Origin of the sequence: Bacillus sp. SJZ110 (assembly GCF_006715455.1) — a bacterium.
Lineage (GTDB): Bacteria > Bacillota > Bacilli > Bacillales > Bacillaceae > Bacillus > Bacillus subtilis.
The window spans coordinates 66037-90393 of sequence record NZ_VFNF01000005.1; the positions used below are offsets into that span (position 1 = coordinate 66037).

Sequence of the window (24357 nt, forward strand, 5' to 3'; positions counted from 1 at the left end):
GGCGTTCTCTTTTTTTTATTTGATATGATGATTTTCGGTTTCTTCTTCAAGTAAACGCCTTCTTAAAATTTTTCCCACCGCCGTTTTCGGCAACTCCTTTCTGAAGTCATAGGCTTTGGGCACCTTATAGGGAGCTAGACGTGATCTCGCAAAAGCGTCCAGTTCTTCTGCATCGGCTTTTGCGCCTTTCTTTAATACGACAAATGCTTTTACTGTTTCTCCCCTGTAGGAATCGGGAACGCCTGCAACAACAATTTCCTGTATGGCTTCATGTTCATAAAGCGCTTCTTCTACCTCACGCGGGTAAATATTGTAACCGCCGGCAATGATGATATCCTTCTTCCTGTCAGCAATATAGAAAAAGCCTTCTTCATCCATATAGCCCATGTCCCCGGTGAACAGCCAGCCATCTCTCAGCACTGCGGCGGTTTCCTCTGGTTTATTCCAGTATCCTTTCATGACTTGCGGACCTTTTACAATGATTTCTCCATGCTCATACGGAGCGGCAAGCTCACCCGTCTCTTCAGAATAGATCGCAGCGTCCGTACTTGGCCAAGGACAGCCGATACTGCCCGGCTTGTTTTTTCCCCAGATAAAATTGGCGTGCGTCACTGGGGATGCCTCAGACAAACCATAGCCTTCCACAAGCTTTCCGCCAGTCACCTTTTCAAATTTCTGCTTTACCTCCACAGGGAGCGCGGCTGATCCGCTAAGACAGCTTTTAATGGATGACAGATCATAATGCTGCAATTCGGGGTGATGCAAAAGGCCAATGTAAATTGTCGGTGCGCCAGGAAAGAGCGTCGGTTTGTGTTTGTCGATGATTTTAAGTGTTTCGAGCGGATCAAACTTAGGAAGAAGAATCATTTCGAAGCCTAGTTTAATCGAATAGTTCATGACTGCCGTCAGTCCGTAGACATGAAAAAACGGGACGATGCCCAGCACTTTTTCAGCGCCTTCTTTCACGTCATACATCCAAGCGGCGCACATTTCAGTATTTGCCAAAATATTTTGGTGCGTGAGCATGACCCCTTTTGGAGCTCCGGTTGTTCCTCCGGTATACTGGAGGACAGCGATATCATGCTCAGGATCGATCTTCGGGATTGTCAGGAGTTCAGTTTTTTCCTGCTTCATACTGGAAGCGAACGTGTGAATGTTAGCTGTTTTGTCAAAGTCGATATGCACTTTTTGTTTTTGCGTCAGCGGGTAAAGAATATTCTTCGGAAAAGGCAAATAGTCTTTTACGCTGGTTATCAAAATCTGGTCGACTATTGATAACGTTTTCATTTTTATTGCCTTCGGGAAAAGCAAATCTAAGGTGATGATTACACTTACCTGAGCATCTCTAAGCTGGTATTCAAGCTCATGCTCGGTATAAAGCGGATTCGTCTGCACCACGATGCCACCGGCAAACAAGACGCCATAATAAGAAATCACTGTTTGCGGGCAATTGGGCAGCATAACAGCCACTCTGTCTCCTTTTTGCAGGCCATTGACCTGCAAAAAAGCTGCAAGTTTAAGAGCATCCGTCAGAATGTCATGAAAGGTGAGTTTTTTTCCATAAAACGATATTGCGGTTTTATCAGGGAATCGTGCGGCGGAGTCTGTCAGGATGGATTGCAGGGTTTTATTCGGCAACGGAAGCTCATGCGGGATATCGTTGGGATACTCGGCAAGCCACGGCTTTTGAGACTGCATAAAACCTCCCCTTTCGATTTTAGAGATCCACCTTATCATTATAGCAGATGGACGGCAAAAAAAAGAAAAAGAAAGGTAAATCTTTCTTTTTCTCATAATATGAACAGATATATAAGACCAATTAACAAAAAGATTCCCGCCGCGGCGAGCAGTATTTTCGCAAGCTTTTCCATCTATTCTCCGTCCCCTTATATTCCGGCTGCCACCACAAATGAAAGCCCGACAGAAATGACAAATGAAATAAAGCCGACAGCCCGGTTATCATTTTCGATTTCCTGATCAATTTTAAACCGCGGAGTCAAAAACTCAAAAATAAAGTAGCTGATCAGAAGCATAACAAACCCGTAAACGCCCCAGCCGATCATTTGCAGCAGCGAATTATGCTGGGAGATGGAATGCTGAAATACGTTTGCGATTCCCAAAATTTTTCCGCCGGTCGCCATTGCCACCGCAAGATTTCCTTTTTGAATCTCTTCCCAGTTTTTATAAGCCGTCACCAGCTCAAACACAGTCAAAAAGAGGACGAGGCAGAGAACCGCGACACTGTAATATGCCGCGATTTCCACAAGCTCGTTTTCCCAAAAATCACTCATGGCCATACTCCCTTTTATTTTAGTTCAACAACCGTAACGCCTGATCCTCCCTCACCTGCTTCACCGAAACGGGAACTTTTGACGCTGCGGTGGTTTTTCAGAAGATCCTGTACGCCTTTTCTTAAAGCGCCGGTTCCTTTTCCGTGGATGATTGACACTCTTGGATATCCGGCTAACACCGCATCATCCAAGTATTTTTCAACCCGGCTGAGGGCATTTTCATAGCGTTCGCCGCGGAGATCAAGTTCAAGCGATACGTGATAGTCCTTTCCCTTGACCGCTGTAATGATTTTTTCTTTTTTTTGCTCCGGAGCTGATTTGATAAACTCCAGATCTTTTTCTTTTACTTTCATCTTTAAAATACCGATTTGAACATTCCATTCATTGCCGCCTGTTTTTTCGAGCAATGTTCCTTTTTGCCCGAAAGTGAGGACTTTCACCTCGTCGCCAGGCTTAAAGTCGCGTTTTTGCGCTTTCGGTTTTTCCGGTTTCTTGGACTTTTCAAAAGCCGGCATAGCGCCTTCTAACCGTTTCTTCGCGTTAATCAGCTCGTGATCCTTGAAGGATTTGTGTTCTTCTTTTATGGTGCGCAATTCATGAATAATGTCCTCGGCTTCTTTCATTGCCGCTTTTACTTTTTCAGCAGCCTGCTGTTCTGCCTCTTCAAGCATTTTGTCTTTTTTGCTGTTAAGCTCGATGATTTGCTGCTGCAGCTCTTTATGCAGTTTTTCCGCTTCTTTTCTGATTGATTCTGTCTCAGAAAGCTCTTCTTCCGCACGTTTTTTGCTTTGTTCCAGCGACGCAATCATCGTATCGACTTCGTTATGCTCGGCCGTCATTTCTGACTTCGCCTGCCCGATGATATGGTCCGGAAGCCCGAGGCGTTTTGAAATTTCGAAAGCATTGCTTCGACCCGGCACACCAATTAAAAGTTTATAGGTCGGTGACAGCGTTTCGATGTCAAATTCAACGCTGGCATTCATGACGCCTTCTCTGTTATAGCCGTACGCCTTCAATTCCGGATAATGCGTCGTAGCTAACACTCGTGCATTGGTGCGATGCACGTCATCCAAGATGCTCATGGCGAGGGCCGCCCCCTCCTGCGGGTCTGTCCCTGCACCAAGTTCATCGAAAAGCACAAGGCTGTTTTCATTGACCTGTTCTAAAATGCCGACAATGTTCACCATATGGGATGAGAACGTACTTAAACTTTGCTCAATCGACTGTTCATCACCGATATCAGCGAATACGTGCTCAAATACTGCCGCTTCTGACCCTTCATCTGCCGGGATATGAAGACCTGATTGCGCCATTAAGGTTAGCAGGCCTAACGTTTTAAGGGTGACTGTTTTCCCCCCTGTGTTTGGCCCTGTGATGACAATGGTTGAAAAATCGCGGCCAAGCTCGATGTCATTGGCAACAACCTGGTCAGGCGGAAGCAATGGATGGCGGGCTTTTTTCAAACGGATAAAGCCGGTATCGTTCATAATCGGTTTTGTTGCTTTAACCGCTTTTGCATATCTAGCTTTTGCAAAAATAAAGTCAAGTGTCTGCAGCACTTGCAAATCTAGAAATAGCTCCTCTGTATACTCTGCCGTTTTCTCTGTCAGCACACGCAAAATCCGTTCAATTTCTTGCTTTTCTTTCACTTTCGCCTGTTGAAGGGAATTGTTCATATCTACAATCGCCTGCGGTTCAATGAATAGTGTCGCACCAGAGGATGAGGTGTCGTGCACAATTCCTCCATAGCTGGATCTGTACTCCTGTTTGACCGGGATCACAAAGCGGTCATTCCGAATCGTAACAATCGTATCAGACAGCATTTTCGATGCGGAAGAGGAACGCAGCATCGACTCTAACCGGTCTCTGACTCTTGATTCGAGTGTTCTGAGCTGTGTGCGGATTCCTCTTAATGTTTCCGATGCATGATCAAGCACTTCTCCGTGATCATCGATGCAGGAATTAATGTCCCGCTCTAAATCGGACAGCGTGATCAGCTGTTCAGCATGCTGATGGATCAGCGGAATGTCGACACCGTCTTCAGCCATTTGGGTGATAAAATGTTTCATTTGTTTAACTGCATAAAGCAGGCCTGAGATTTCAGTGAATTCAGAAGGACTGAGAACGCTGCCGATTTCCGCCCGTCTTAACGCTCCTCTGATATCTACAAGGCCGCCAAATGGCGCTTGGCCTCTCAGCCGAATAATGTCAGAAGCTTCGTCTACTTCATCCAGCTGTTTTTTGATTTCGTCTATAGAAGCAGAAGGCTTAAGCTCGAGAAGCATTTCTTTTCCGAGCGATGAAGCGGCATGCCCAATAACCTGTTCTTTCACTTTATGAAATTCAAGAGCTGATAATACTTTTTGCTGCACGATTGTGTGAGCCTCCTTACTTAATCGTTGCGCTTCAGAAATGCCTCTACGTCTTTAAGCGACCGGGCATTCAGAACGTTTTTCGTTTCCGTCCATCCTTTGCGCGCGGCAGTAACGCCAGTTTTCATATCGTCTAACATCTCAATATTATGGGCATCAGTATTAATCACCAATGTAACCCCTTGTTCGTTTGCTTTCATTAAATGCTCTGTGCGTAGATCAAGGCGCGCAGGGTTGGCGTTGAGTTCAAGCGCCGTATTTGTTTTCCTCGCAAGCTCAATCAGCTGATCAATATCGATTTCGTAACCGGCCCGTCTGCCGATAAGGCGCCCGGTCGGGTGTGCGATAATGTCAACATGCTTGTTTGTCAGTGCCGTCTCAAGCCGTTTCATAATCACGTGTTCCGGCTGATTAAAACTGGAATGAATCGATGCAATAACGATATCCATTTCCGCAAGCACATCGTCATCATAATCGAGCGTACCGTCAGGCAGGATATCCATCTCAACGCCTTTCAAAATACGGAAGTTTTCAAACTCTGCATTCAGTGCGTCAATTTCTTTTGCCTGCTGCTTAAGTCTTTCTGCAGTAAGGCCGTTGGCGACCTTTAAATATTGTGAGTGATCGGTGATCGCCATGTATTGATAGCCTTTTTTGATGCAGGCTTCAGCCATCTCTCTGATCGAAAATGCACCATCGCTCCACGTTGAGTGCATGTGGAGATCCCCTTTGATTTGCCCGGGTTCTATCAGTTCAATGCTGTCGCTGTAGGTTTCCACTTCCTGTCCGCTTTCACGAATTTCCGGCGGAATCAGCGGCAGGCCGAAGTGCGCATAAAATTCACGTTCACTCGGAAATGTTTTGATCTCTCCGGTTTCAACTGTCTCAACGCCGTATTCACTGATCCGCTCGCCGCGTTCTTTGGCGATTTGGCGCATTTTAATATTGTGATCCTTTGATCCCGTAAAATGATGGAGTGTTGTCGGAAACTGCTCTTCCGTCACAAGACGGAAATCGACGCTTGTTTCATATTCAAAGGAAAGGATGACGGACACCTTCGTATCTCCGCTTGCGATCACGCTTTTGATGTTTGGCAGCTCAAGAAGCTGCTCTCTTACTTCAGCCGGATGATCTGTAGCAATGATATAATCCAGATCCTTCACCGTTTCCCGCGCTCTGCGGAGACTTCCGGCACGAGAAAATTTGATGATATGCGTAAATTGAGAAAGATGCTCCTCAATTTCCCGCGCGATCCGGAGGGCGTAGCCGATCGGGAACCGTTCAGGCTGTTTTCCGGCTTCCCCGAGCGCCTGTAATATTTTTTCTTCCGATTTTTTGCCGAAGCCCGCAAGACCTTGCACCTTTTGCTGTTCACAGGCTTCCTTCAGAGATTCTGCATCATGTACGCCGAGCTCTTTATATAGCTTTGCGATTTTTTTGCCGCCGAGCCCCGGCAGCTTCAATAAAGGCACGAGTCCTTCCGGCACTTCTTTCTGAAGCGATTCGAGCGTGCTTGACTTTCCTTCATCTATATACTCTTTAATGACGCTGTACGTTCCTTTTCCAATGCCGGACAGCGACATCATATCGTCCATTTCTGATAAGCTTCGGTCGTCCTGTTCCAGGGCTGCCGCCGCTTTTCGGAAGGCGGATACTTTAAACGGGTTGTCCCCTTTTAGTTCCATATAGACTGCAATGGTTTCAAGCAGCCGGATAATATCTTTTTTATGCATATCATAACCCCCAGACGTTCACATATGTTTCCATCATACTTGAAAAAAACTTCTCCGGACAAGAGAAGTTTTTTTATGCCCCGTACTGTGTCCACAGCTCTTGTAGGAGCCCTGACAAGTATGGTGTATGGTTAATGATCACATTTGCGAGGGACGATTGCCCCATCATTTGCTGCAGTGCATCTACCGGCAGAACGGATGCGACATACAGCAGCACAAATGTAAATAAATAGACTTCTAGAAAACCGAGAACGGCGCCCAGCAATTGGTTGATTTGTTTGATCACCGGAATGCCGGCGACAATACTCAAGAACGAGCCGATGATTCTCAGTAAGATTTTAGCAATGATAAATAAAACGATAAACGCAATCGCATTATAGTACGCTGCTTCCAAATTCCCCGTAAAAAAAGAAAGAGCCGGCTGTCCCGCTGAAAAATCGGGTGCGGGAATCCAATGTAAATGCGGTGCCACGTTTTTATAGAATAAAGCCGCAAAGGCAATTGATAAAATAAAGCTCGTCAAGCGGATAAACTGCAGGATAAAACCGCGTTTTAACCCCAGTAAAGTCCCCATCAGGAGCAAGATTAAGATGATGATATCTAGCATAGTTGTTCAATCCTTTTCTTTAAGCTGACGCTCCAGTTTTTCACATTTCTCTTGTAATTTGACATAATCGTGCACCACATTTACCGCTGTCAGCACTGCAAGTTTATTTATATCAAGGTATGGATTTTTTTCATTGATTTCTCTCATTTTATCATCAACAATTCCGGCGACATACCTCATATGGGCTCTGCTTTCTTCACCGACAATCGTGAAGTGCTGGCCGTAAATGTCAACGGTTGTTTTTGTTTTTTTGCCGTCAGACAACGTTTCTCCTCCATTCCGCGAGAATCCTAGTTCTTATCATAACACGTTTATTAAATGAATGGAAAGACGAGCCTCCCGCTGTTATGATACACTGGTATATACAGCGAAAAGTGTAAAAAAAGGAGATTATTACGTGTCCCATTCAGTGATAAAAGTATCGTTGTCTGCTATTGACCAAATGAAAATGACATACAGCGGTTCGCTTACAGCCTCTGTTCCGCAGGGAGCCGTTTTTCAGGCGAAACCGCCCGGCTGTACCATTACAGCATATAAATCAGGCAAGGTCTTGTTTCAAGGCAAAAACGCAGCGGCAGAATCCGCGCGCTGGGGAACAGCAGAGCCGGAAAAGAAGAAAATGGCCAAAAAGCCGGCTGATCCCCGCTATGCCCCTCCGGCAGATATCGCCGGAATGTCTGTTATCGGTTCTGACGAAGTCGGAACCGGAGATTACTTTGGCCCAATGACGGTTGTATGCGCGTACGTCGACAAAACCATGCTTCCTTTAATGAAGGAACTCGGTGTTAAGGATTCTAAAGATTTAAAAGATCCGCAAATCATCGAGATTGCCCGAAACCTGATCAAAACTATTCCATATAGCCTGCTGGTTTTAAAAAATGAAAAGTATAACAGCATGCAGGAAAAAGGCATGAGCCAAGGGAAAATGAAAGCTTTGCTGCACAATCAGGCGATCACCCATTTATTAAGAAAATTGGATGGAGTAAAGCCTGAAGCCATTTTGATTGACCAATTCGCTGAGCCAGGCGTCTACTTCAATCATTTAAAGGGCAGAGACATTGTGAAGGAGCGGACCTATTTTAGCACAAAAGCTGAAGGTATTCACCTGGCTGTCGCCGCTGCTTCAATCATTGCAAGATATTCGTTTTTAATGGAAATGGATAAACTATCACGCGAGGCAGGAATGACGCTTCCAAAAGGGGCCGGTCCTCACGTCGATGAAGCGGCCGCCAAGCTGATCCTCAAAAAAGGGGCATCTGCACTCAGAACCTTTACAAAACTCCATTTCGCCAATACGCAAAAAGCGCAGCGCCTTGCTGATAAAAAACGTTCATAGAAAAAAGCTTGCAGATTTCTCTGCAAGCTTTTTTATCAGCCTCTTAAAACAGCTTGATATGCGTCTTCTAACGCTTTCAGCACTTTGCTGTGCGCCTTTGTCACTTCTTCTTCAGTCAGTGTTTGTTCAGGGTTGACATACTGGAGTGAGAAAGCGACTGACTTCTTGCCTTCCTCCATATGTTCGCCTTCGTATACGTCAAAGACGGTTACCTCTTTCAGAAGCTTTCCGCCAGCCTCTTTAATGACGCTCTCGAGCTGTCCGCTTGTGACGGTTTTATCTGTTACAAGGGCGATATCACGTGTCACAGACGGATATTTCGGAATCGCCGTGTAAACAAGAGGTGCTGTTTCTGCTGCGAGCAACGCATGAAGATCGAGCTCAAATACGTATGTTTCCTTTATATCCAGTTCTTTTTCCAATGAAGGATGGACTTGGCCGATGAAGCCGATCAGAGAACCATTCAATAAAATGTTCGCTGTTCTGCCCGGATGCAGCTGTTTGCGTTCAGACTGTACAAATTCAATGCTGTCTAGGACGTTGAGTTTGTCTAACAGCCCTTCTACAATTCCTTTGACAACAAAGAAATCAACTGGTTTCTTTTCACCCTGCCATAGCTGCTTGCGCCATAATCCGGTAACAGCTCCTGCTACGCGTTCTGTTTCAACAGGTTTTGTGTCCTCTTCCTTCGTCAGGAAAACGGAGCCGACTTCGTACAGTGCAACTGAGTCAGTCTGCCTCGCGATGTTGTAAGAAACAGAATCAAGCAGATTCGGAACAAGACTGTGTCTGAGAATGCTTCTTTCTTCACTCATTGGAAGCGCAAGCACAGTATTCAGTGATTTTTCAATCGCAAACGCTGCCGCTTTCTTCTCGTTTGTCAGTGAGTAAGTGATGGCTTGTGATAAGCCTGCGCCTTCAAGGAAGCGTCTGACTTTACGGCGTTTTGCCTGGTATGGCGTTAACCCGCCTGTAGTTCCCGCTGTCTCAGGAAGCGTAGACGGAATGTTATCGTAGCCGTACAGTCTTGCCGCTTCTTCGATTAAATCCGCTTCTATTGTAATGTCGCCGCGGCGTGATGGGACAGTCACAACGAGAAGTTCACCCGCTTCACCGACCGTAAAACCGAGACGTTTATAAATGCTAATCAGTTCTTCTTTACTGATCGTCAGGCCTAGAACGCTGCTCACTTTGTCAGCAGATACGTGAATGTTATTTGCTTCGATTGTCAGGTGATCTTCCTCAACTGTTCCTGCAAGCACCTCACCGCCGGCATACAGATGGATCAGCTGCGCAGCCCGTTCTGCTGCAAGACGTACGCGCGCCGGATCAATTCCTTTTTCAAATCTTACGCTTGATTCACTTCTCAAACCAAGGTCTTTGGAAGCCTTGCGAACCGTCTGCCCGTTGAAATACGCAGCCTCAAGCAAAATCGTTTTCGTATCTTCCTGAACCTCTGACTCTGCTCCTCCCATGACACCCGCAACGGCCTGCGCTTTCGTTCCGTTTGTAATGACAAGGTGATCGGCGGACAGCTTACGTTCTTGATCATCAAGAGTTACGATCATTTCATTCTCAGCTGCTTTTCTTACTACCACTTCCTTAGAGCCAAATCTGTCATAATCAAACGCATGAAGCGGCTGTCCGTATTCCAACAGGACAAAATTTGTGATGTCAACGACGTTGTTATGCGGACGAATGCCTGCATTCATCAGCTTTGTCTGCATCCAAAGCGGTGACGGAGCAATCGTGACATTTTTAATGATTTTTGCAGTGTACAGCGGGTTCGCTTCTTGATCTTCAATTTTGACTGAAATGTAATCAGACGCTTGTTCTGAAGCAGCCGGATAATCCGTTTGCGGAAGCTTTACCTCAGTATCTAAAATCGCGGCAACCTCGTAAGCAACACCAAGCATGTTCATGGCATCCGCGCGGTTTGGCGTTAAACCCAGCTCAAGAATCGCATCGTCAAGCTGTAAAGCCGCTAAGGCATCGCTTCCTGTTTCAGCGTCATTCGGGAATACGAAAATGCCTTCTGCATACTCCTTCGCCACAAGTTTGCTTTCAATACCAAGCTCCTGTAAGGAACAGATCATGCCGTTTGATTCTTCACCGCGAAGCTTAGCTTTTTTGATTTTGAAATTGCCCGGCAGCACCGCTCCGACTGTTGCAACCGCGACTTTTTGTCCTTTATCCACATTCGGCGCACCGCAAATGATTTGTACAGGGGCTTCAGCTCCAATATCCACAAGGCACTTATTCAGTTTATCAGCATTCGGATGCTGCTCGCGCTCCAGCACATGGCCGATGACAACGCCTTTGATGCCTTCTCCTTTGTATTCAATTCCTTCAACCTCAATACCGGCTCTTGTAATTTTTTCAGCAAGAACAGCCGGGTCCATGCCTTTTAAATCAACATAATCCTCTAACCATTTATAAGAAACAAACATCCTTGCATCCTCCTCTTACGCCTGTTTAAACTGCGAAATAAATCTGACATCGTTTGTATAGAAGTGGCGAATATCATCAATGCCGTATTTCAGCATCGCGATGCGCTCAACACCCATTCCGAATGCGAAGCCCTGATATTCCTTCGGATCAAAGCCAGCCATTTTAAGCACGTTCGGGTGAACCATGCCGGCGCCGAGGATTTCAATCCAGCCTGTTCCTTTACAGACTGAGCAGCCGTTCCCACCGCATTTAAAGCATGTCACATCCACTTCTACTGAAGGCTCAGTAAACGGGAAGAAGCTTGGGCGGAGTCTGATTTCGCGGTCTTGCCCGAACATTTTTTTCGCAACGAGTTCAAGCGTTCCTTTTAAATCACTCATGCTGATGTTTTTGTCAACGACAAGCCCTTCAATTTGCATAAATTGGTGAGAGTGCGTCGCGTCATCGTTATCACGGCGGTATACTTTACCCGGGCAAATGATTTTAACGGGACCTTTGCCTTCATGCTTTTCCATCGTCCGTGTTTGGACAGGAGACGTTTGCGTTCTCATCAAAGTTTCCTCTGTGATGTAAAAGCTGTCCTGCATATCGCGCGCTGGGTGTTCTTTCGGAAGATTGAGCGATTCGAAGTTGTAGTAATCCGTTTCAACCTCTGGCCCTTCCTCGACTGTGTAGCCCATCCCGATAAATAAATCTTCAATTTCTTCAATGACAACAGTGAGCGGATGGCGGCCGCCGACTGCAACAGGGTTCCCCGGCAGCGTGACGTCAATTGTCTGCCCTGCAAGCTTCTGTTTCATTTCCTCTTCTTCAAGCTTCTCGTTTTTGTCAGCAATCGCATTGGCAATGCGCTCCCTTACTTCGTTCGCGAGCGCCCCCATTTTTGGACGTTCCTCAGCAGAAAGCTTGCCCATTCCGCGCAGCACTTCTGTAATCGGCCCTTTTTTTCCGAGATATTGCACCCGAATATCATTGACAACCTTCAATGAGCTTGCCGCTTCTACTTGTTCTAAAGCTTCTTGTTCCAGCTGTTTTAGCTTTTCTTCCATTTTGCATCCTCCTTTTATGTAAACAAACCGTCATATGTCTTTGGAAAATAAAAAAAACCCGTCCCTTGTACAAGGGACGAGTTGTGGCCGCGGTACCACCCTTATTTCAGACAGACTGATGCTGTCGTCAGCTTCATTGACATAACGGAATCAGATTCCGGTTCACCTTTACGCGCAGTGTACGCGGTCCCGGCGACAACTCAAGAGGTGAAGCCAATTTCCGGCTGCGTTAAAAATGCTCTCAGTCAGCGGCATTTTCTCCCTGGAAAGCAGTTGATCAGAAATTGAGGTCCTCTGTCACGGTTTTTGAAATATTATGTTCTATTATAGAGAAATCCAACGCTTGGCGCAACACTATCCTCGCAAGTGATACACGAGGATGGCAGCCGCAACCGCAACGTTTAGTGATTCAGCCTGTCCGTAAAGCGGCACGTACAGGTTCAAATCCGTTTTTTCCAGCAATGCAGCATCCACCCCTGCACCTTCATTTCCTACAATGAGCGCAAAGGATTCAGACTGAGGAATCTCCTGGTAAGGCGCTCCGTTTTGCAGCGCCGTGCCGTATACTTTTACGCCCTCTGCCTTCAATTCGTCCACATATGAAGGCAGGTTTCTTCTCACAACAGGAATATGGAAGTGAGATCCCTGAGCAGATCGCAGTGTTTTTCCGTTAAAGGCGTCCGCCGTGCCGTCACCGAGTACAACCGCATCCAAACCGGCCGCATCAGCCGTTCGAATCATTGTGCCAAGGTTTCCCGGATCTTGCACAGCGTCAATCAGCAGCACCTTGCGTGCCGTTGCCAGCTTTTCTTCAGGCATATGGCACACAGCGGCAATCTGCTGCGGCGTTTCGGTTTCAGTCACAGCTGAAAACGCATCTTCACTCAGCATATAGCACTGGATACCAGTCTCAAGATCTGAAGGAATCTTCGTTTCATCCTTTACAAGGATTTCTTTCACAATGCCCGGGCTTTTCAACGCCTCTTCAACGAGGTGTTCTCCCTCTATCAGAAATGTATTTGTTTTTGTTCGTTCTTTTTTTGTGTGAAGCTTTTTCCAATCCTTCACTTTTTGGTTTTTTGCCGATTCTATTTGTTTCACTGTCTATGTGGCGCTCCTTTTTTTAACATGATGTTATTATATCGCAAGAACAGCACATAATAAACCAGGTGCAGGGTTAGAATATACGTATTACATTTTAGAAAAAGGAGCGTTTTACATGGATCTTAATTTACGTCATGCCGTCATCTCCAATGTCACCGGCAATAATCAGGAGCAGCTTGAGCATACAATCGTAGATGCGATTCAAAGCGGTGAAGAAAAAATGCTTCCAGGGCTCGGCGTTTTATTCGAAGTCATTTGGCAGCACGCATCCGAAAGTGAGAAAAACGAAATGCTGAAAACGCTTGAAGGCGGATTAAAATCCGCCGAATAAGACATGAAACCGGGTGACAGCGCCCGGTTTTTTTCTTATATAATAAAAACATGATGAGGGGGAACGCCATGTTTTTACAGCGGTTATTAGCGAAAAAAATTATTGCTGAAGTTAAAAAAATGTACGAACGTGAAGTCATTATTGTAAACACGGACGGTCTTATTATGGCAGGCACAAACGATGAGCGTGTCGGACAATTTCATGAGGGAGCGCTTATCTGCGCAAAAGAAAGACGCAGCGTGATTATTACAAAAGAAGATGAAACAAGGTTAAAAGGAGTGAAAGCAGGCATAAACCTCCCTGTATTTTTTGACCATGATGTGATCGCCGTCTTCGGGCTGACAGGTGAGCCTGCAGAGATTCAGCCATTCGGAGAACTGCTTCGAAAAATGACAGAGCTGTTCATTAAGGAATCGCGGCACTTAGAGCAATCCCAGTGGCGTGAGAGAATGCTGGAGTCTTTTATGATCGATTGGCTGCAACTAAAGGAGTGGTCTCCCAGTTTTCTTGAGAAAGCTCAGCTTCTTGGTGTTGACCTTTCCTCCCGGCGCCAAATGATTCTTATTCAGGGGTATGAGTGGTCACGTCATGATATTGAAAAAATGGCACGCATCTGGAAATCATCGTACCCTGCGGATTTGTTCATCAGGTGGGGAAATGAACGGATTTTGATTAATCATGAAGTGCCGCAGCATGAACAAAGGGATCGGCTTTTACGGAAAATCCTTCACATTTGTTCGTTTGCCAATACCGCAAGCAGCCAATATACAGCAGCTGGCGCCGGAAGGGCTGTCGCAAGCTCCAGCCTGACAGAGTCATACGAGCAAGCGGAAAAAGCGCTGGCTGTCAGCCTTAAGCGAAAAACGCCCATATTTGAAGAGGATCTGAAGCTTGATATGTGTCTGACGGAGATCAGCCCGGGAACCCGAAACGAATTTCCGCAAAGAGTATTAGGAGATGCGCTAGAGCATCAGGAACTTATGAATACGATACGGACTTTCTTTCATCACGATTTGTCTTTGAAACAAACCGCTGAAGACATGCATATACACATCAATACATTGCGTTATCGTCTGTCTAAGGCTGAACAGCTGACGGGTTTACGTTTTGACCGTACCGAGGACGTCGTCACGATGTACGTCGCACTCTATTTTTTAGATCAAGATACAAAATAGAGAGAGTTTCAGTTTCATTTTTTGTATGTTTCTCCATGGAAGGCTTTGCTTTTTTTCTCTTACAATAGATTGGAAGCGTTTTTTGACAGGGGGATGGGTGAAATGATCACCAAGGATGTAAAGGAACAGCTGATTCTGGTCTCCGGACCAGAAAACTTTGATGACTCGAATGCCGGCCGTCTCGTCTATTCATATGATGCGACGCCTCAGTATCAGTCTATGCCTGATGCCGTGATTGCTCCGAGGAATACTGATGAAGTATCACGCATTTTAACAATTTGCAGCGAACATCGAGTGCCGATCGTTCCAAGAGGATCAGGGACAAACCTGTGCGGCGGCACGTGCCCGACTGAAGGCGGACTTGTGCTTCTCTTTAAGCACATGAACCGGATTCTTGAAATTGATGAAGAAAATTTAACTGCCACAGTTCAGCCGGGCGTTATTACGCTGGATATGATCAAGGCAGTTGAAAGCAAAGGTTTGTTTTATCCGCCCGATCCGAGTTCTATGAAAATATCAACTATCGGCGGCAACATCAATGAAAATTCCGGCGGGCTCCGCGGATTAAAATACGGCGTCACCCGCGACTATGTTATTGGACTGGAGGTTGTGCTCGCAAATGGTGACATCATCCGCACCGGCGGAAAACTCGCAAAGGATGTGGCCGGATACGATCTCACACGTCTTTTTGTCGGCTCAGAAGGAACACTCGGCATTGTGACAGAGGCAATCGTCAAGCTCGTTCCAAAGCCTGAAACAAAAAAGACGCTGCTTGCCCTATATGAAAATATCGATGCCGCTGCTCAAACGGTATCAGACATCATTGCCGCAAAAATCATACCCGCCACGCTTGAATTTCTCGACCAGCCTACACTTTTGGTGATTGAGGATTATGCCAAAATCGGACTTCCGACAAGCGCAAAAGCAGTTTTGTTAATTGAACAAGACGGGCCATATGAAACTGTTGAACGGGATATGGAAAAGATTGAGGCGATCTGCAAAAAAGGCGACGCCGTTTCCGTTCAGACCGCACAAACAGAGGAGGAAGCGTTTGCCCTGACTGAAGCCCGGCGTTCTGCACTTTCTGCCCTAGCCCGCCTCAAACCGACGACGATTTTAGAGGATGCGACCGTTCCTCGCTCAGAAATCGCCAATATGGTTAAAGCGATTAATGATATTGCTGCTAAATATGATATTTCCATCTGCACCTTTGGCCATGCGGGAGACGGGAACCTTCACCCGACATGCACGACAGACATAAGAAATAAGGATGAAATGGAACGTGTCGAACAGGCTTTTGCCGAGATTTTTGAGAAAGCGATTGAACTTGGCGGGACGATAACCGGAGAGCACGGAGTCGGGGAAATGAAAGCGCCTTACTTGGAAATGAAGCTGAAAAAAGAAGGCATTGATGCGATGAAAGCGTTGAAAGCGGCATTTGACCCCCGGAACATATTAAATCCCGGCAAAATGTTTGCGAAAGATGCGAGAAAACGTGTGGTGACGGAAAGATGACAACAGAAAAAGAAATGAAACAGATCCAAAATGAATTTAAAGAGCGTATGGATGAAGGCGAGTTATTAAATTGTATGCGCTGCGGTTTCTGTCTTCCTTCCTGTCCGACCTATATCGAATCGGGATTTCAGGAAACACACTCTCCGCGCGGGCGCATCGCCTTAATGAAAGCCGTAGCCGACGGTATGATTGAACCGGATGAAGATGTCGAACGGTCGCTGTCACTTTGCCTCGGCTGCCGCGCCTGTGAGCCTGTATGCCCGTCTGGCGTGAAATACGGGCAGCTGCTTGAGGAAGCCAGAGATATTATCCACCAAAATAAAAAACACTCGCTTGGTGAACGTGTCATGCGAAAGACGGCTTTTCACGAGCTGTTTCCGCATCAAAACCGCATGCGCTCAGCTGTAAGCCTTATCGGTTTGTATCAGCGTTCAGGACTGCAAACCGCTGTGCGAAAATCAGGCATGCTTCGGGTCCTGCCTGAGCATTTGCGGACGATGGAAGCTGTTCTTCCTGATGTTCCAAAAAGCAAAGACATGAAACATCGGCCGCGTTTCCTGCCGTCCATTGGTCCCATGAAAAAACGGGTCGCCTTTTTTTCGGGCTGCTTAATGGATACAATGTTTTTACCGACCAACAACGCCACATTGAAGCTTTTACAGCTGGCAGGCTGCGACATTGTCATTCCGCCTGAACAGGCTTGCTGCGGGGCGCTTCATGGACACAGCGGTGAAAAAAACACAGGGAAAGAGCTCGCGAAACAAAATATCGCTGCTTTTGAAGCGTTAGACGTGGATGCAGTCATTACAAACGCAGGAGGATGCGGAGCCTTTCTCACTGAATATGATCATTTGCTGAAGGATGACCCTGAGTGGTCGGAACGGGCTGCTGCGTTTGTTCAGAAGCTGAAAGATTTTTCGTCCGTTTTGGTTGAGCTCGATTTCCATCAAATGGATCTAGCACTCGAGACGCCGCAGATCATTACCTATCAAGATTCATGTCATCTAAGAAATGTGATGCATACGTCACTCGAGCCCCGCCAGCTTCTTAAAAGCATCAAAGGGGCGGAATTCAAAGAAATGGAGAAAGCAGACAGCTGCTGCGGGTCAGCGGGAATTTACAACATCGTCGAAGCTGAAATGTCTATGAAAATACTGGACAGCAAAATGGCTGCCGTCAAAGCAACCGAAGCGATCCTCATTGTAACAGCAAATCCCGGCTGCCTGCTGCAGATGAAGCTCGGGATTGAACGCGAAGGACTAAGCGGTAAAGTCAGAGCCGTTCACCTGGCTGATCTGCTATTGGAAGCAGCCAGGCACAAAACATCATGAGAAAGCCCAAAACAGACACTGTTTTGGGCTTTTGTGCGTTATTCCATCGGACTGCAAATTTCGATATAATGTCCATCCGGATCAGCGATATAGGCGACCGTCTGCCCCCATGGTTTCACTTTTGGCTCCCCGATAATCGATACGCCTTGTTCTCTCATCCTTTTGATGACCGCTTCTACATTTTCAGTAACAAACCCGATTTCAAATGTGTTTGAAGCAGATGTATCCGGAATGTCCAGCGCCGTGATGTCTCTGGCGCTTTCCCGCGTATTAAGCGCCAATATCGTAGACCCTGTATCAAATTCGACATAAGTGCCGTGTTCAGCACGAATCGGCAGTCCTAAAATATCCCGGTAAAAATGAATAGCCCGCTTGCTGTCCGATACGTATAGAATAAGATATTTCATTGATAGATTCATTGAAACCCCCCTCAACATTTTCAATAGTCCTTCTAGCCCGGTATAGACGCTTCCATCCTTAAGCTCGGATCTTTCCACATCTGCGCCCATTTTTTCACAGCCGCCACGATAATAATGAAGCCTAACACCAGCATGATGATAGATAATACGCCATTCAATACACTATATCCTGCTGCTTCAGGATTGAGATACACATTGCGCACCATCCAATAGCCCGCATAATTGACAGTGACATATAAATAGGCAAGCGGGATAAGGCAAGTCAGAATGTATCGGCGTTTATCAGCGATTTTCAGCACGATGGTCGCTCCGATAATCAGCCCCACTGAAGCCATCAGCTGATTAGAAACGCCGAACAGCGCCCAAATGGAACCGATATCTCCTGAATACAGCAAGTACCCCCACATCAAACAGGCAAGCGCGCTGGCAAATACAGAGCCCGGAATCCAGTCTGTTTTCTTCAGCGGCTTATACACCTCCCCGAAGAAATCCTGGATCAAATAACGGGCGACGCGTGTGCCGGCGTCAATCGCTGTTAAAATAAAGACCGCTTCAAACATAATGACAAATTGGAAAAAGTATGAGGCCAAATGGCTGAAAAACGGCATTCCGGTAAAAATATAAGTCATTCCCACCGCAAGTGTGACGGCTCCCCCTGTTCTTCCTTCTAAGTCCAAACCGATTTCCCTGCTCAATTCAGGCAAATGTACGACATTCATGCCAAGCGTACGGAAAACCTCAGGCGTGCTGTTAATCGCAAAGTAATCAGCAGGCTGTAAAGCGGTCGCTGCAATCAGCGCCATGATGCCGACAAGACACTCAACAAGCATTGCGCCAAACGCAACCGGCTTCATATCACTCCATTTATTCAGCATTTTCGGTGTCGTTCCTGAGCCGACAAAGGCATGGAACCCAGAGATCGCCCCGCAGGCGATGGTTATTGAGATGAACGGCCAGACAGGTCCTGCCAGCACCGGCCCGCCGCCTTTTACGAATTCTGTAAACGCAGGGAACGGAATGGACGGATTGACGACAAACACACCAACAATCAAAGCGATAAAAACACCGATTTTCATAAAGCTGCTTAAATAATCACGCGGAGCAAGAAGCAGCCAAACGGGAAGCGCAGCCGCAAAAAACGCATAAACAGGAAGCGCTATTGCAAGCGTTTTCGTATCTAGTGTTAAAAAGTCACCGAGCGCTGTAGTCTGTACCCATGGACCGATAAAGACTCCTGCCATTAAAAAGAGAAAGCCGACCGTTGAAGCGAGCTTTAAATTTCCCGTTTTCTTATAAAATAAGCCCACACCCATCGCAATCGGTATCGTAATCCCTACCGCAAATGTTCCCCATGGATTACGTTCAAGCGCATGCAAGACAACCATCGACAGGCCCGCCATTGTGATCGTGATGATAAACAGCATGGACAGTCCTGTACAAAATCCTGCAACAGGGCCAAGCTCATCCTTCGCCACTTCCGACAGCGATTTTCCGTTTTTGCGCATCGATGCAAACAACACCACAATATCATGGACGGCTCCCCCAATTACCGCCCCGATTAACAGCCACAATAATCCCGGCAAATAGCCAAACTGCGCCGCCAGAATTGGTCCAACCAGCGGCCCGGCCGCTGCGATCGCGGCAAAGTGGTGGCCGAACGAAACCCATTTATTTGTAGGCACATAGTCTTTCCCATCCTCAAGCGCATGAGCAGGTGTTGGCTTGTCATCATTCACTTTGAGAACCTTCACCATCATAAATGTTCCGTATAAACGATAGGCAATAGCCAAAATACACATTGATGCTATCACAATTGTAACCGCATTCATTTTCTCCCATCCCCTTTGCTGTTTTTCATAAATATATCATAATTTCATGGTGAAAAGCGGTCATTTTTTCCTATACAAAAAGCCGGCTTGAACGGGCCGGCTCGTGGCAGTTGAAAGACAAGCCGGAGAGAAATCTCCGGCTTAGCTTCTCTTATGACTGTTTTTTCAGGCGGATCACATTCCAGGAAAGCGGCGTGAAATGAGCAGTTAAGCCGTTTTCGCTGACAGACGATGTTCCGTTGGAATGCGGAACGACATTTTTTCTGTTATGCTGGTTTGTCGCTTTGATATCCTGATGCTCAAGTACGATGTGCTCTGCGATTTGGTAGGATTCAAAGCCTCTGAGCGAAATCTCCGTCTCCATCTGATCCTCAGCCTTGTTTACCGCAAAAATAGTGAGGGTTTCTTCCTCTTCAGAGTACACAACAGCAGCATCAACATATGGCACATCAGTGAAATCAGAACAGTCGTACTTCGGAGAAGAAATAAGCGGTTTCAGTGACTCGCCCCTTCCATAAACAGAAGCATGCATGTATGGATAGAAAATCGGCTGTCTCCATGCTTCACCGCCTTTTTCCGTCATGATCGGCGCGATGACATTGACAAGCTGTGCAAGACACGCAATTTTCACACGGTCTGCGTGCTGCAGCATCGTAATGAGCAGAGAGCCGACTAATAAGGCATCTTCAAAATTGTAAATATCCTCTAAAATCGGACGCGCAGTGATCCACGGTTCGACTTTTTTATCAGCCTCATTTGAGTGATACCATACGTTCCATTCATCCAGAGATAGATTGATTGTTTTCTTGCTGCGTGTTTTTGCTTTTACATAGTCACAGGTCGCAGCGACTGATTTGATAAAATGATCCAAATCCATGGAACGGGCCAAGTAGTTTGGCAGATTGTTATCCCGGTTTCCGTAGTAAGTGTGAAGAGAGATATAGTCGACATGCTCATACGTATGCTCAAGCACCTTCGCTTCCCAATCGATAAAGGTCGGCATGCCGCTGTTTGAGCTGCCGCAGGCAACGAGTTCAATTGATGGGTCAACCCACTTCATGACCTTTGCTGTCTCTGCAGCAAGCCGTCCGTATTCATCAGCTGTTTTGTGGCCGATCTGCCACGGTCCATCCATTTCGTTTCCTAAGCACCATGTTTTGATGCCATACGGCTGTTCATAGCCATGCGATCTTCTTAAATCACTCCAGTAAGAGCCTTTCGGATGGTTGCAATATTCAACGAGATTACGAGCGGCATCTATGCCTCTTGTGCCAAGGTTGACGGCCATATTGACCTCAGTGTTCACCTTTTTTGCCCAAGATAAAAATTCATTTGTTCCCACTTCATTGGTTTCTGTCGTTTGCCATGCCAAGTCAAGCCGTCTCGGGCGGTTTTCGACTGGTCCGACACCGTCCTCCCAGTTGTATCCGGATAAAAAGTTTCCGCCCGGATAGCGGATGATGGGAACCTGTAATTCTTTGATCAGCGACTGGACATCTTTTCTAAATCCATCTTCATCCGCTTCAGGGTGATCAGGCTCGTATATGCCTTCATATACCGCACGACCCATATGTTCGATAAACGAGCCATAAATCCGTTTATCTACTTCACCGATTTTATATTCTTTGTCTACAATCATTCGCGCTTTTTTCATCACACGTTTCCTCCTTCATTAACCTTTGACTCCCCCTACCGTCAGGCCGGAGATAAAGTACTTTTGGAAAAACAAGAAAATGATAATCACCGGCAAAATCGCAAATACTGAGCCGGATATAAGCATGTCGTAATTATTTCCATAAGGGCTCAGCAAGCTGGACAGCCCTATTGGAAGCGTAAACATTTCTTTCGACCGAAGCACAATCAGCGGCCACAAGAAGTTGTTCCAGCTGTTTAAGGACTGAAGGATAATCATCGCACCGAAAGCCGGTTTCATCAGCGGTGCCATAATCCTGAAAAAGATGCCGAATTCCGTACAGCCGTCCATCCTTGCAGAGTCCAGCAGATCTCTTGGAAGGCCAAGAGCATATTGCCTGAAAAAGAAAACGGCAACAGGTGAAACGATAAACGGCAATATGACACCCGTATATGAATCGATCAAGTGCAGTCCGACAGTAAGTTTAAACAGAGGAAGCATCATCACTTCCAGCGGAACCATCATAATAATCAGCACAAGAACAAAGATGATATTTCTTCCCTTAAAATCATAAACCGCAAGCCCGTACCCGATCATCGAAGAAAAAAACAGAGTGAGCACGGTCGTAAAAAGTCCGAGTACAAGACTGTTAAAAAACCATTTGAAATAAATGCTGCCGCCATTAAACAGAAATGTGTAGTTATCAAAACTCATCACTTTTGGATCAATATCAAGATTCAGCCCCACACGCAAAAGCTCAGATGACGGCTTTAATGATCCTAAAAGCAAACAGAAAATCGGAAAAAGATACAATAGGCTCAGCATCATAAAAAACAGGGTTAGCGCAATTCTATAAACGCTAAACTGAGGACTGTGCCGCAACATTTATCCCTCCCCCTTAAACGAGCCTGACAGCTTTAATGAAATCAGGCTGACAACAAGGATCACAATCAAAAGCACAATGCCGATGGCCGCTCCGTATCCCATTTCGTTGTAGGCAAGTCCCTGCTGATACAAATATCCGACAAGCGTCAGACCAATATTACCCGGGGAATTATTCTGCCAAAGGACGTAGCTTTCCTCAAACATCCTGAAGCCGCCGATGATGCTGATGGTCAGCACATATACGGTTACAGGCTTGAGAAACGGCAGCGTGATGTGCAGAAATTTTTTCATTGTATTCGCGCCGTCTATATCAGCGGCTTCGTACAGCTCTTTCGGCACATTTTGCAAACCGGCTAAAAAGTAAAGGATGTTGATTCCCATCCATCTCCATGAAGCAAGCAGCACCATCAAAAACATGCCGGTATGTTCATTGTTCATCCAGTTCTGAGGTGAAAAGCCGAGTTTGAGTAGGATGGAATTGGCCAGAGACGTTTCCATTTCTCCGAAGATCAGCCGAAAAATGATCCCCGCGACAATGGTGGAGGTCAATGCCGGGATGAATAATGCTGATTTAAATATATTTCTAAATTTGACCAGCTTTGAATTCAGGAATATGGCCAGAAGCAATGGAACAGGAATCAGCACGATCAGCGTCCAAAAGGTGTATTCCAGCGTATTCCAAAGGGCGGTATAGAACGTCGGGTTGTTTAGCGCTGTATAATTAGACAAACCGACAAAGGACACCTCTCCCGGCAATATTCTTTGAAAGCTCATGATGAAGACACTAATGATGGGGTATAGAAAAAATACGAGAAAGGATAAAACGAATGGCGCTGTAAACAGATAGGGCGCCGCTTTTTTCGAATAAAATACATCTCGCCAGCCTGATTGTTTCGCAGCTGAAGGAACGGGATGAACCGTTCCCGTTTTCACAGGTTTCATGAGAACCTCCCCGCTTTCACTTTTTGAATGGGATTCTATTTCTGTTTCAGTTCACCTGCCGCTCTGTCCAAGGCTTGTTTAGGCGTTTTTTGCTGAGATTTAAGCGCGTCGAACAATACGCTTCTGTTGACAAGGTCTGAAGCCTTGGCAAAATCCTCATGTAAATAAATTGGATTGATTTCATCCTTGATATCGAGCAGCACAGAAAAAATGCCTGTTCCGTTTTGGAAGTAATCCGTGTATTTGTTTTTCTCTTTCAATTCCTTGGAGCTCCAAACATCCCAGCGAAGCGGGTCAAAGCCGAGTACGCTCCAGAGTTTTTTATTTCCTTCTTCAGAGCCCTTCGCAAAGGCCAAAAACTCTTTTGCTAACTCAACATGCTTGGATTGCTTCGGTACAACAGTTGCCGTACCGCCCAAACCTGCCGAGCGGTCGCCCCCCTCTTTCCATGCCGGGAGCGGTCTGATGGCAATCTTCCCTTTCAGATCAGGCATATAATCGATAAATCTTCCCATATACCAAATCGGCATGAGGACTGAAGCAGCTCCTCCTTGGTTCATAAAGCCGTAGTATTCTTCACTGTGATGCCCGCCGCCCGGCGCAGGAATCATCGTTTTATCATTGATCATGTCTTTTAAATATTGAAGTGTTTTTACGTTGGTGTCATTATTGAGGATCAGCTTGCCGTTTTTATCATAATAGCCTGAGTTTTGCTGTGAAATCATAGATAAGAACGTTGCGGAATCATTTGTTTCCACCGTTCCCATCGGCTTCCCGGTCACTTTGCGCACTTTCTGTCCGGCTTTATGGTAATCATCCCATGTTTTAATATCGTCAGGATTGACGCCGGCTTTTTTCATCACATCCATGTTATAAAACATGACCGTTGTCCCTACATGTGTATCGAGTCCGTAAAGCTTTCCGTTTTTGCTGTACAATGTCAGCCGCGCCTCAACGAATTTATCGCGATCCTTTTCAATCAGCGGAGTCAAGTCGGCAAGCGGTATGTCAGAGCCCTTCAAAAAGTTTGAAAAACGGGCCAATTCGACATCTGCAATATCAGGAACGCCTTCTCCCGCTATTAGGGAGATAGATAAGTTATCGTGCATTTGTCCATATGGATAAACGACCGTATTCAGCTTAATTTTGCGGTCAGGATATTTTTTGTTCCATTCCTTCACCATTTCCACATAGAACTGCTCATGAAGCCCGTTAAATGTCCAAAAGGTCAGCTCGGTTTCACCCGACTTCCCGGATGATCTTTCTACTGAACACCCAGCAATGACTAATGTCAGCAGCATCATGAGCACAAGAAAACAGACAGTCATTTTTTTCATCTGCGTTACCCCTTCCA

21 protein-coding genes and 1 pseudogene are annotated in these 24357 nt (G+C 46.2%); 6 read left to right on the plus strand and 16 right to left on the minus strand.

The window, feature by feature from the left end; genetic code table 11:
- Nucleotides 1-15: 15 nt before the first annotated feature.
- From lcfA to zapA, 6 genes are all read right to left on the minus strand, one after another.
- Nucleotides 16-1698 (minus strand): long-chain-fatty-acid--CoA ligase LcfA, encoded by a 1683-nt coding sequence (lcfA, locus tag FB592_RS15075; protein WP_141949727.1) that lies wholly within the window; start codon nucleotides 1696-1698, stop codon nucleotides 16-18.
- 188 nt (nucleotides 1699-1886) lie between these two features.
- On the minus strand, nucleotides 1887-2291 hold the full coding sequence (locus FB592_RS15080; RefSeq protein WP_003237674.1) for a DUF350 domain-containing protein: 405 nt from the start codon (nucleotides 2289-2291) through the stop codon (nucleotides 1887-1889).
- Between the two features lie 14 nt (nucleotides 2292-2305).
- Nucleotides 2306-4663, minus strand: a complete 2358-nt coding sequence (locus FB592_RS15085; protein WP_014480503.1) for an endonuclease MutS2 — start codon at nucleotides 4661-4663, stop codon at nucleotides 2306-2308.
- 20 nt (nucleotides 4664-4683) lie between these two features.
- Entirely contained in the window at nucleotides 4684-6396 is a 1713-nt protein-coding gene (polX, locus tag FB592_RS15090; protein WP_015384310.1) for a DNA polymerase/3'-5' exonuclease PolX, read from the minus strand.
- Between the two features lie 73 nt (nucleotides 6397-6469).
- The gene (locus tag FB592_RS15095) at nucleotides 6470-7003 is read right to left on the minus strand and encodes a CvpA family protein (RefSeq protein WP_014480505.1); all 534 of its coding nucleotides are present in this window, start codon (nucleotides 7001-7003) and stop codon (nucleotides 6470-6472) included.
- 6 nt (nucleotides 7004-7009) lie between these two features.
- A complete protein-coding gene (gene zapA, locus FB592_RS15100) occupies nucleotides 7010-7267 on the minus strand; it encodes a cell division protein ZapA (RefSeq protein ID WP_003229534.1) in 258 nt (85 codons plus the stop codon).
- A 133-nt stretch (nucleotides 7268-7400) separates the two neighbouring features.
- On the opposite strand from zapA, the gene rnhC reads away from it, so the two are divergent.
- The gene (rnhC, locus tag FB592_RS15105) at nucleotides 7401-8339 is read left to right on the plus strand and encodes a ribonuclease HIII (protein ID WP_014480506.1); all 939 of its coding nucleotides are present in this window, start codon (nucleotides 7401-7403) and stop codon (nucleotides 8337-8339) included.
- Nucleotides 8340-8374: 35 nt separating this feature from the next.
- Here rnhC and pheT read toward each other — a convergent pair whose 3' ends face one another.
- Both pheT and pheS read right to left on the minus strand, forming a co-directional pair.
- Nucleotides 8375-10789: a phenylalanine--tRNA ligase subunit beta gene (gene pheT, locus FB592_RS15110; RefSeq protein ID WP_141949729.1), complete on the minus strand. Its 2415-nt coding sequence runs from the start codon at nucleotides 10787-10789 to the stop codon at nucleotides 8375-8377.
- A gap of 15 nt (nucleotides 10790-10804) precedes the next feature.
- Complete coding sequence (pheS, locus tag FB592_RS15115; protein WP_004398818.1) at nucleotides 10805-11839, minus strand: phenylalanine--tRNA ligase subunit alpha; 1035 nt, start codon at nucleotides 11837-11839, stop codon at nucleotides 10805-10807.
- An 81-nt stretch (nucleotides 11840-11920) separates the two neighbouring features.
- On the opposite strand from pheS, the gene FB592_RS15120 reads away from it, so the two are divergent.
- Entirely contained in the window at nucleotides 11921-12127 is a 207-nt protein-coding gene (locus FB592_RS15120) for a hypothetical protein (RefSeq protein ID WP_004398812.1), read from the plus strand.
- 66 nt (nucleotides 12128-12193) lie between these two features.
- Here the strand turns inward: FB592_RS15120 and FB592_RS15125 are convergent, their stop codons facing one another.
- Nucleotides 12194-12940, minus strand: coding sequence for a TrmH family RNA methyltransferase (locus FB592_RS15125; protein ID WP_015714484.1), 747 nt, complete (start codon nucleotides 12938-12940; stop codon nucleotides 12194-12196).
- Nucleotides 12941-13058: 118 nt separating this feature from the next.
- On the opposite strand from FB592_RS15125, the gene sspI reads away from it, so the two are divergent.
- The 4 genes from sspI (at nucleotide 13059) to FB592_RS15145 (ending at nucleotide 17295) form a co-directional block, all read left to right on the plus strand.
- On the plus strand, nucleotides 13059-13274 hold the full coding sequence (gene sspI / locus FB592_RS15130) for a small acid-soluble spore protein SspI (RefSeq protein ID WP_141949731.1): 216 nt from the start codon (nucleotides 13059-13061) through the stop codon (nucleotides 13272-13274).
- Between the two features lie 68 nt (nucleotides 13275-13342).
- On the plus strand, nucleotides 13343-14449 hold the full coding sequence (locus FB592_RS15135) for a CdaR family transcriptional regulator (RefSeq protein WP_141949733.1): 1107 nt from the start codon (nucleotides 13343-13345) through the stop codon (nucleotides 14447-14449).
- Nucleotides 14450-14551: 102 nt separating this feature from the next.
- Entirely contained in the window at nucleotides 14552-15964 is a 1413-nt protein-coding gene (gene glcD / locus FB592_RS15140) for a glycolate oxidase subunit GlcD (RefSeq protein ID WP_021480277.1), read from the plus strand.
- Complete coding sequence (locus FB592_RS15145) at nucleotides 15961-17295, plus strand: (Fe-S)-binding protein (protein WP_032726359.1); 1335 nt, start codon at nucleotides 15961-15963, stop codon at nucleotides 17293-17295. The genes glcD and FB592_RS15145 overlap by 4 nt, the downstream gene beginning before the upstream one ends.
- Before the next feature lie 38 nt (nucleotides 17296-17333).
- Here the strand turns inward: FB592_RS15145 and FB592_RS15150 are convergent, their stop codons facing one another.
- The 7 genes and pseudogenes from FB592_RS15150 to araN all read right to left on the minus strand — a co-directional run bounded on the left by FB592_RS15150 (nucleotide 17334) and on the right by araN (nucleotide 24340).
- Nucleotides 17334-17702, minus strand: a complete 369-nt coding sequence (locus tag FB592_RS15150; protein WP_225510034.1) for a VOC family protein — start codon at nucleotides 17700-17702, stop codon at nucleotides 17334-17336.
- Nucleotides 17617-17804, minus strand: a pseudogene (locus FB592_RS21155) (hypothetical protein). The gene FB592_RS15150 and the pseudogene FB592_RS21155 overlap by 86 nt, the downstream one beginning before the upstream one ends.
- Nucleotides 17747-19543 (minus strand): carbon starvation protein CstA, encoded by a 1797-nt coding sequence (gene cstA, locus FB592_RS15160; protein WP_014477607.1) that lies wholly within the window; start codon nucleotides 19541-19543, stop codon nucleotides 17747-17749. Before cstA ends, FB592_RS21155 begins: the two are co-directional and overlap by 58 nt.
- A gap of 151 nt (nucleotides 19544-19694) precedes the next feature.
- On the minus strand, nucleotides 19695-21197 hold the full coding sequence (abfA, locus tag FB592_RS15165) for an alpha-L-arabinofuranosidase AbfA (protein ID WP_003222445.1): 1503 nt from the start codon (nucleotides 21195-21197) through the stop codon (nucleotides 19695-19697).
- Between the two features lie 18 nt (nucleotides 21198-21215).
- Nucleotides 21216-22061, minus strand: a complete 846-nt coding sequence (araQ, locus tag FB592_RS15170; protein WP_003229508.1) for an arabinooligosaccharides ABC transporter permease AraQ — start codon at nucleotides 22059-22061, stop codon at nucleotides 21216-21218.
- Nucleotides 22062-23003, minus strand: a complete 942-nt coding sequence (gene araP, locus FB592_RS15175) for an arabinooligosaccharides ABC transporter permease AraP (protein WP_014480514.1) — start codon at nucleotides 23001-23003, stop codon at nucleotides 22062-22064.
- A gap of 35 nt (nucleotides 23004-23038) precedes the next feature.
- Nucleotides 23039-24340 (minus strand): arabinooligosaccharides ABC transporter substrate-binding protein AraN, encoded by a 1302-nt coding sequence (gene araN / locus FB592_RS15180; protein WP_041851076.1) that lies wholly within the window; start codon nucleotides 24338-24340, stop codon nucleotides 23039-23041.
- Between the last annotated feature and the right edge of the window lie 17 nt (nucleotides 24341-24357).

Excerpts from the sequence above, each read along its gene's own strand:
- FB592_RS15095 (WP_014480505.1), bottom strand. The coding sequence starts at position 7,003 with ATGCTAGATATCATCATCTTAATCTTGCTCCTGATGGGGACTTTACTG.
- sspI (WP_141949731.1), top strand. The coding sequence starts at position 13,059 with ATGGATCTTAATTTACGTCATGCCGTCATCTCCAATGTCACCGGCAAT.
- lcfA (WP_141949727.1), bottom strand. The coding sequence starts at position 1,698 with ATGCAGTCTCAAAAGCCGTGGCTTGCCGAGTATCCCAACGATATCCCG.
- abfA (WP_003222445.1), bottom strand. The coding sequence starts at position 21,197 with ATGAAAAAAGCGCGAATGATTGTAGACAAAGAATATAAAATCGGTGAA.
- FB592_RS15145 (WP_032726359.1), top strand. The coding sequence starts at position 15,961 with ATGACAACAGAAAAAGAAATGAAACAGATCCAAAATGAATTTAAAGAG.
- araN (WP_041851076.1), bottom strand. The coding sequence starts at position 24,340 with ATGAAAAAAATGACTGTCTGTTTTCTTGTGCTCATGATGCTGCTGACA.
- araQ (WP_003229508.1), bottom strand. The coding sequence starts at position 22,061 with ATGTTGCGGCACAGTCCTCAGTTTAGCGTTTATAGAATTGCGCTAACC.
- araP (WP_014480514.1), bottom strand. The coding sequence starts at position 23,003 with ATGAAACCTGTGAAAACGGGAACGGTTCATCCCGTTCCTTCAGCTGCG.
- cstA (WP_014477607.1), bottom strand. The coding sequence starts at position 19,543 with ATGAATGCGGTTACAATTGTGATAGCATCAATGTGTATTTTGGCTATT.
- pheS (WP_004398818.1), bottom strand. The coding sequence starts at position 11,839 with ATGGAAGAAAAGCTAAAACAGCTGGAACAAGAAGCTTTAGAACAAGTA.
- FB592_RS15135 (WP_141949733.1), top strand. The coding sequence starts at position 13,343 with ATGTTTTTACAGCGGTTATTAGCGAAAAAAATTATTGCTGAAGTTAAA.
- FB592_RS15080 (WP_003237674.1), bottom strand. The coding sequence starts at position 2,291 with ATGAGTGATTTTTGGGAAAACGAGCTTGTGGAAATCGCGGCATATTAC.
- polX (WP_015384310.1), bottom strand. The coding sequence starts at position 6,396 with ATGCATAAAAAAGATATTATCCGGCTGCTTGAAACCATTGCAGTCTAT.
- FB592_RS15150 (WP_225510034.1), bottom strand. The coding sequence starts at position 17,702 with ATGAAATATCTTATTCTATACGTATCGGACAGCAAGCGGGCTATTCAT.
- glcD (WP_021480277.1), top strand. The coding sequence starts at position 14,552 with ATGATCACCAAGGATGTAAAGGAACAGCTGATTCTGGTCTCCGGACCA.
- pheT (WP_141949729.1), bottom strand. The coding sequence starts at position 10,789 with ATGTTTGTTTCTTATAAATGGTTAGAGGATTATGTTGATTTAAAAGGC.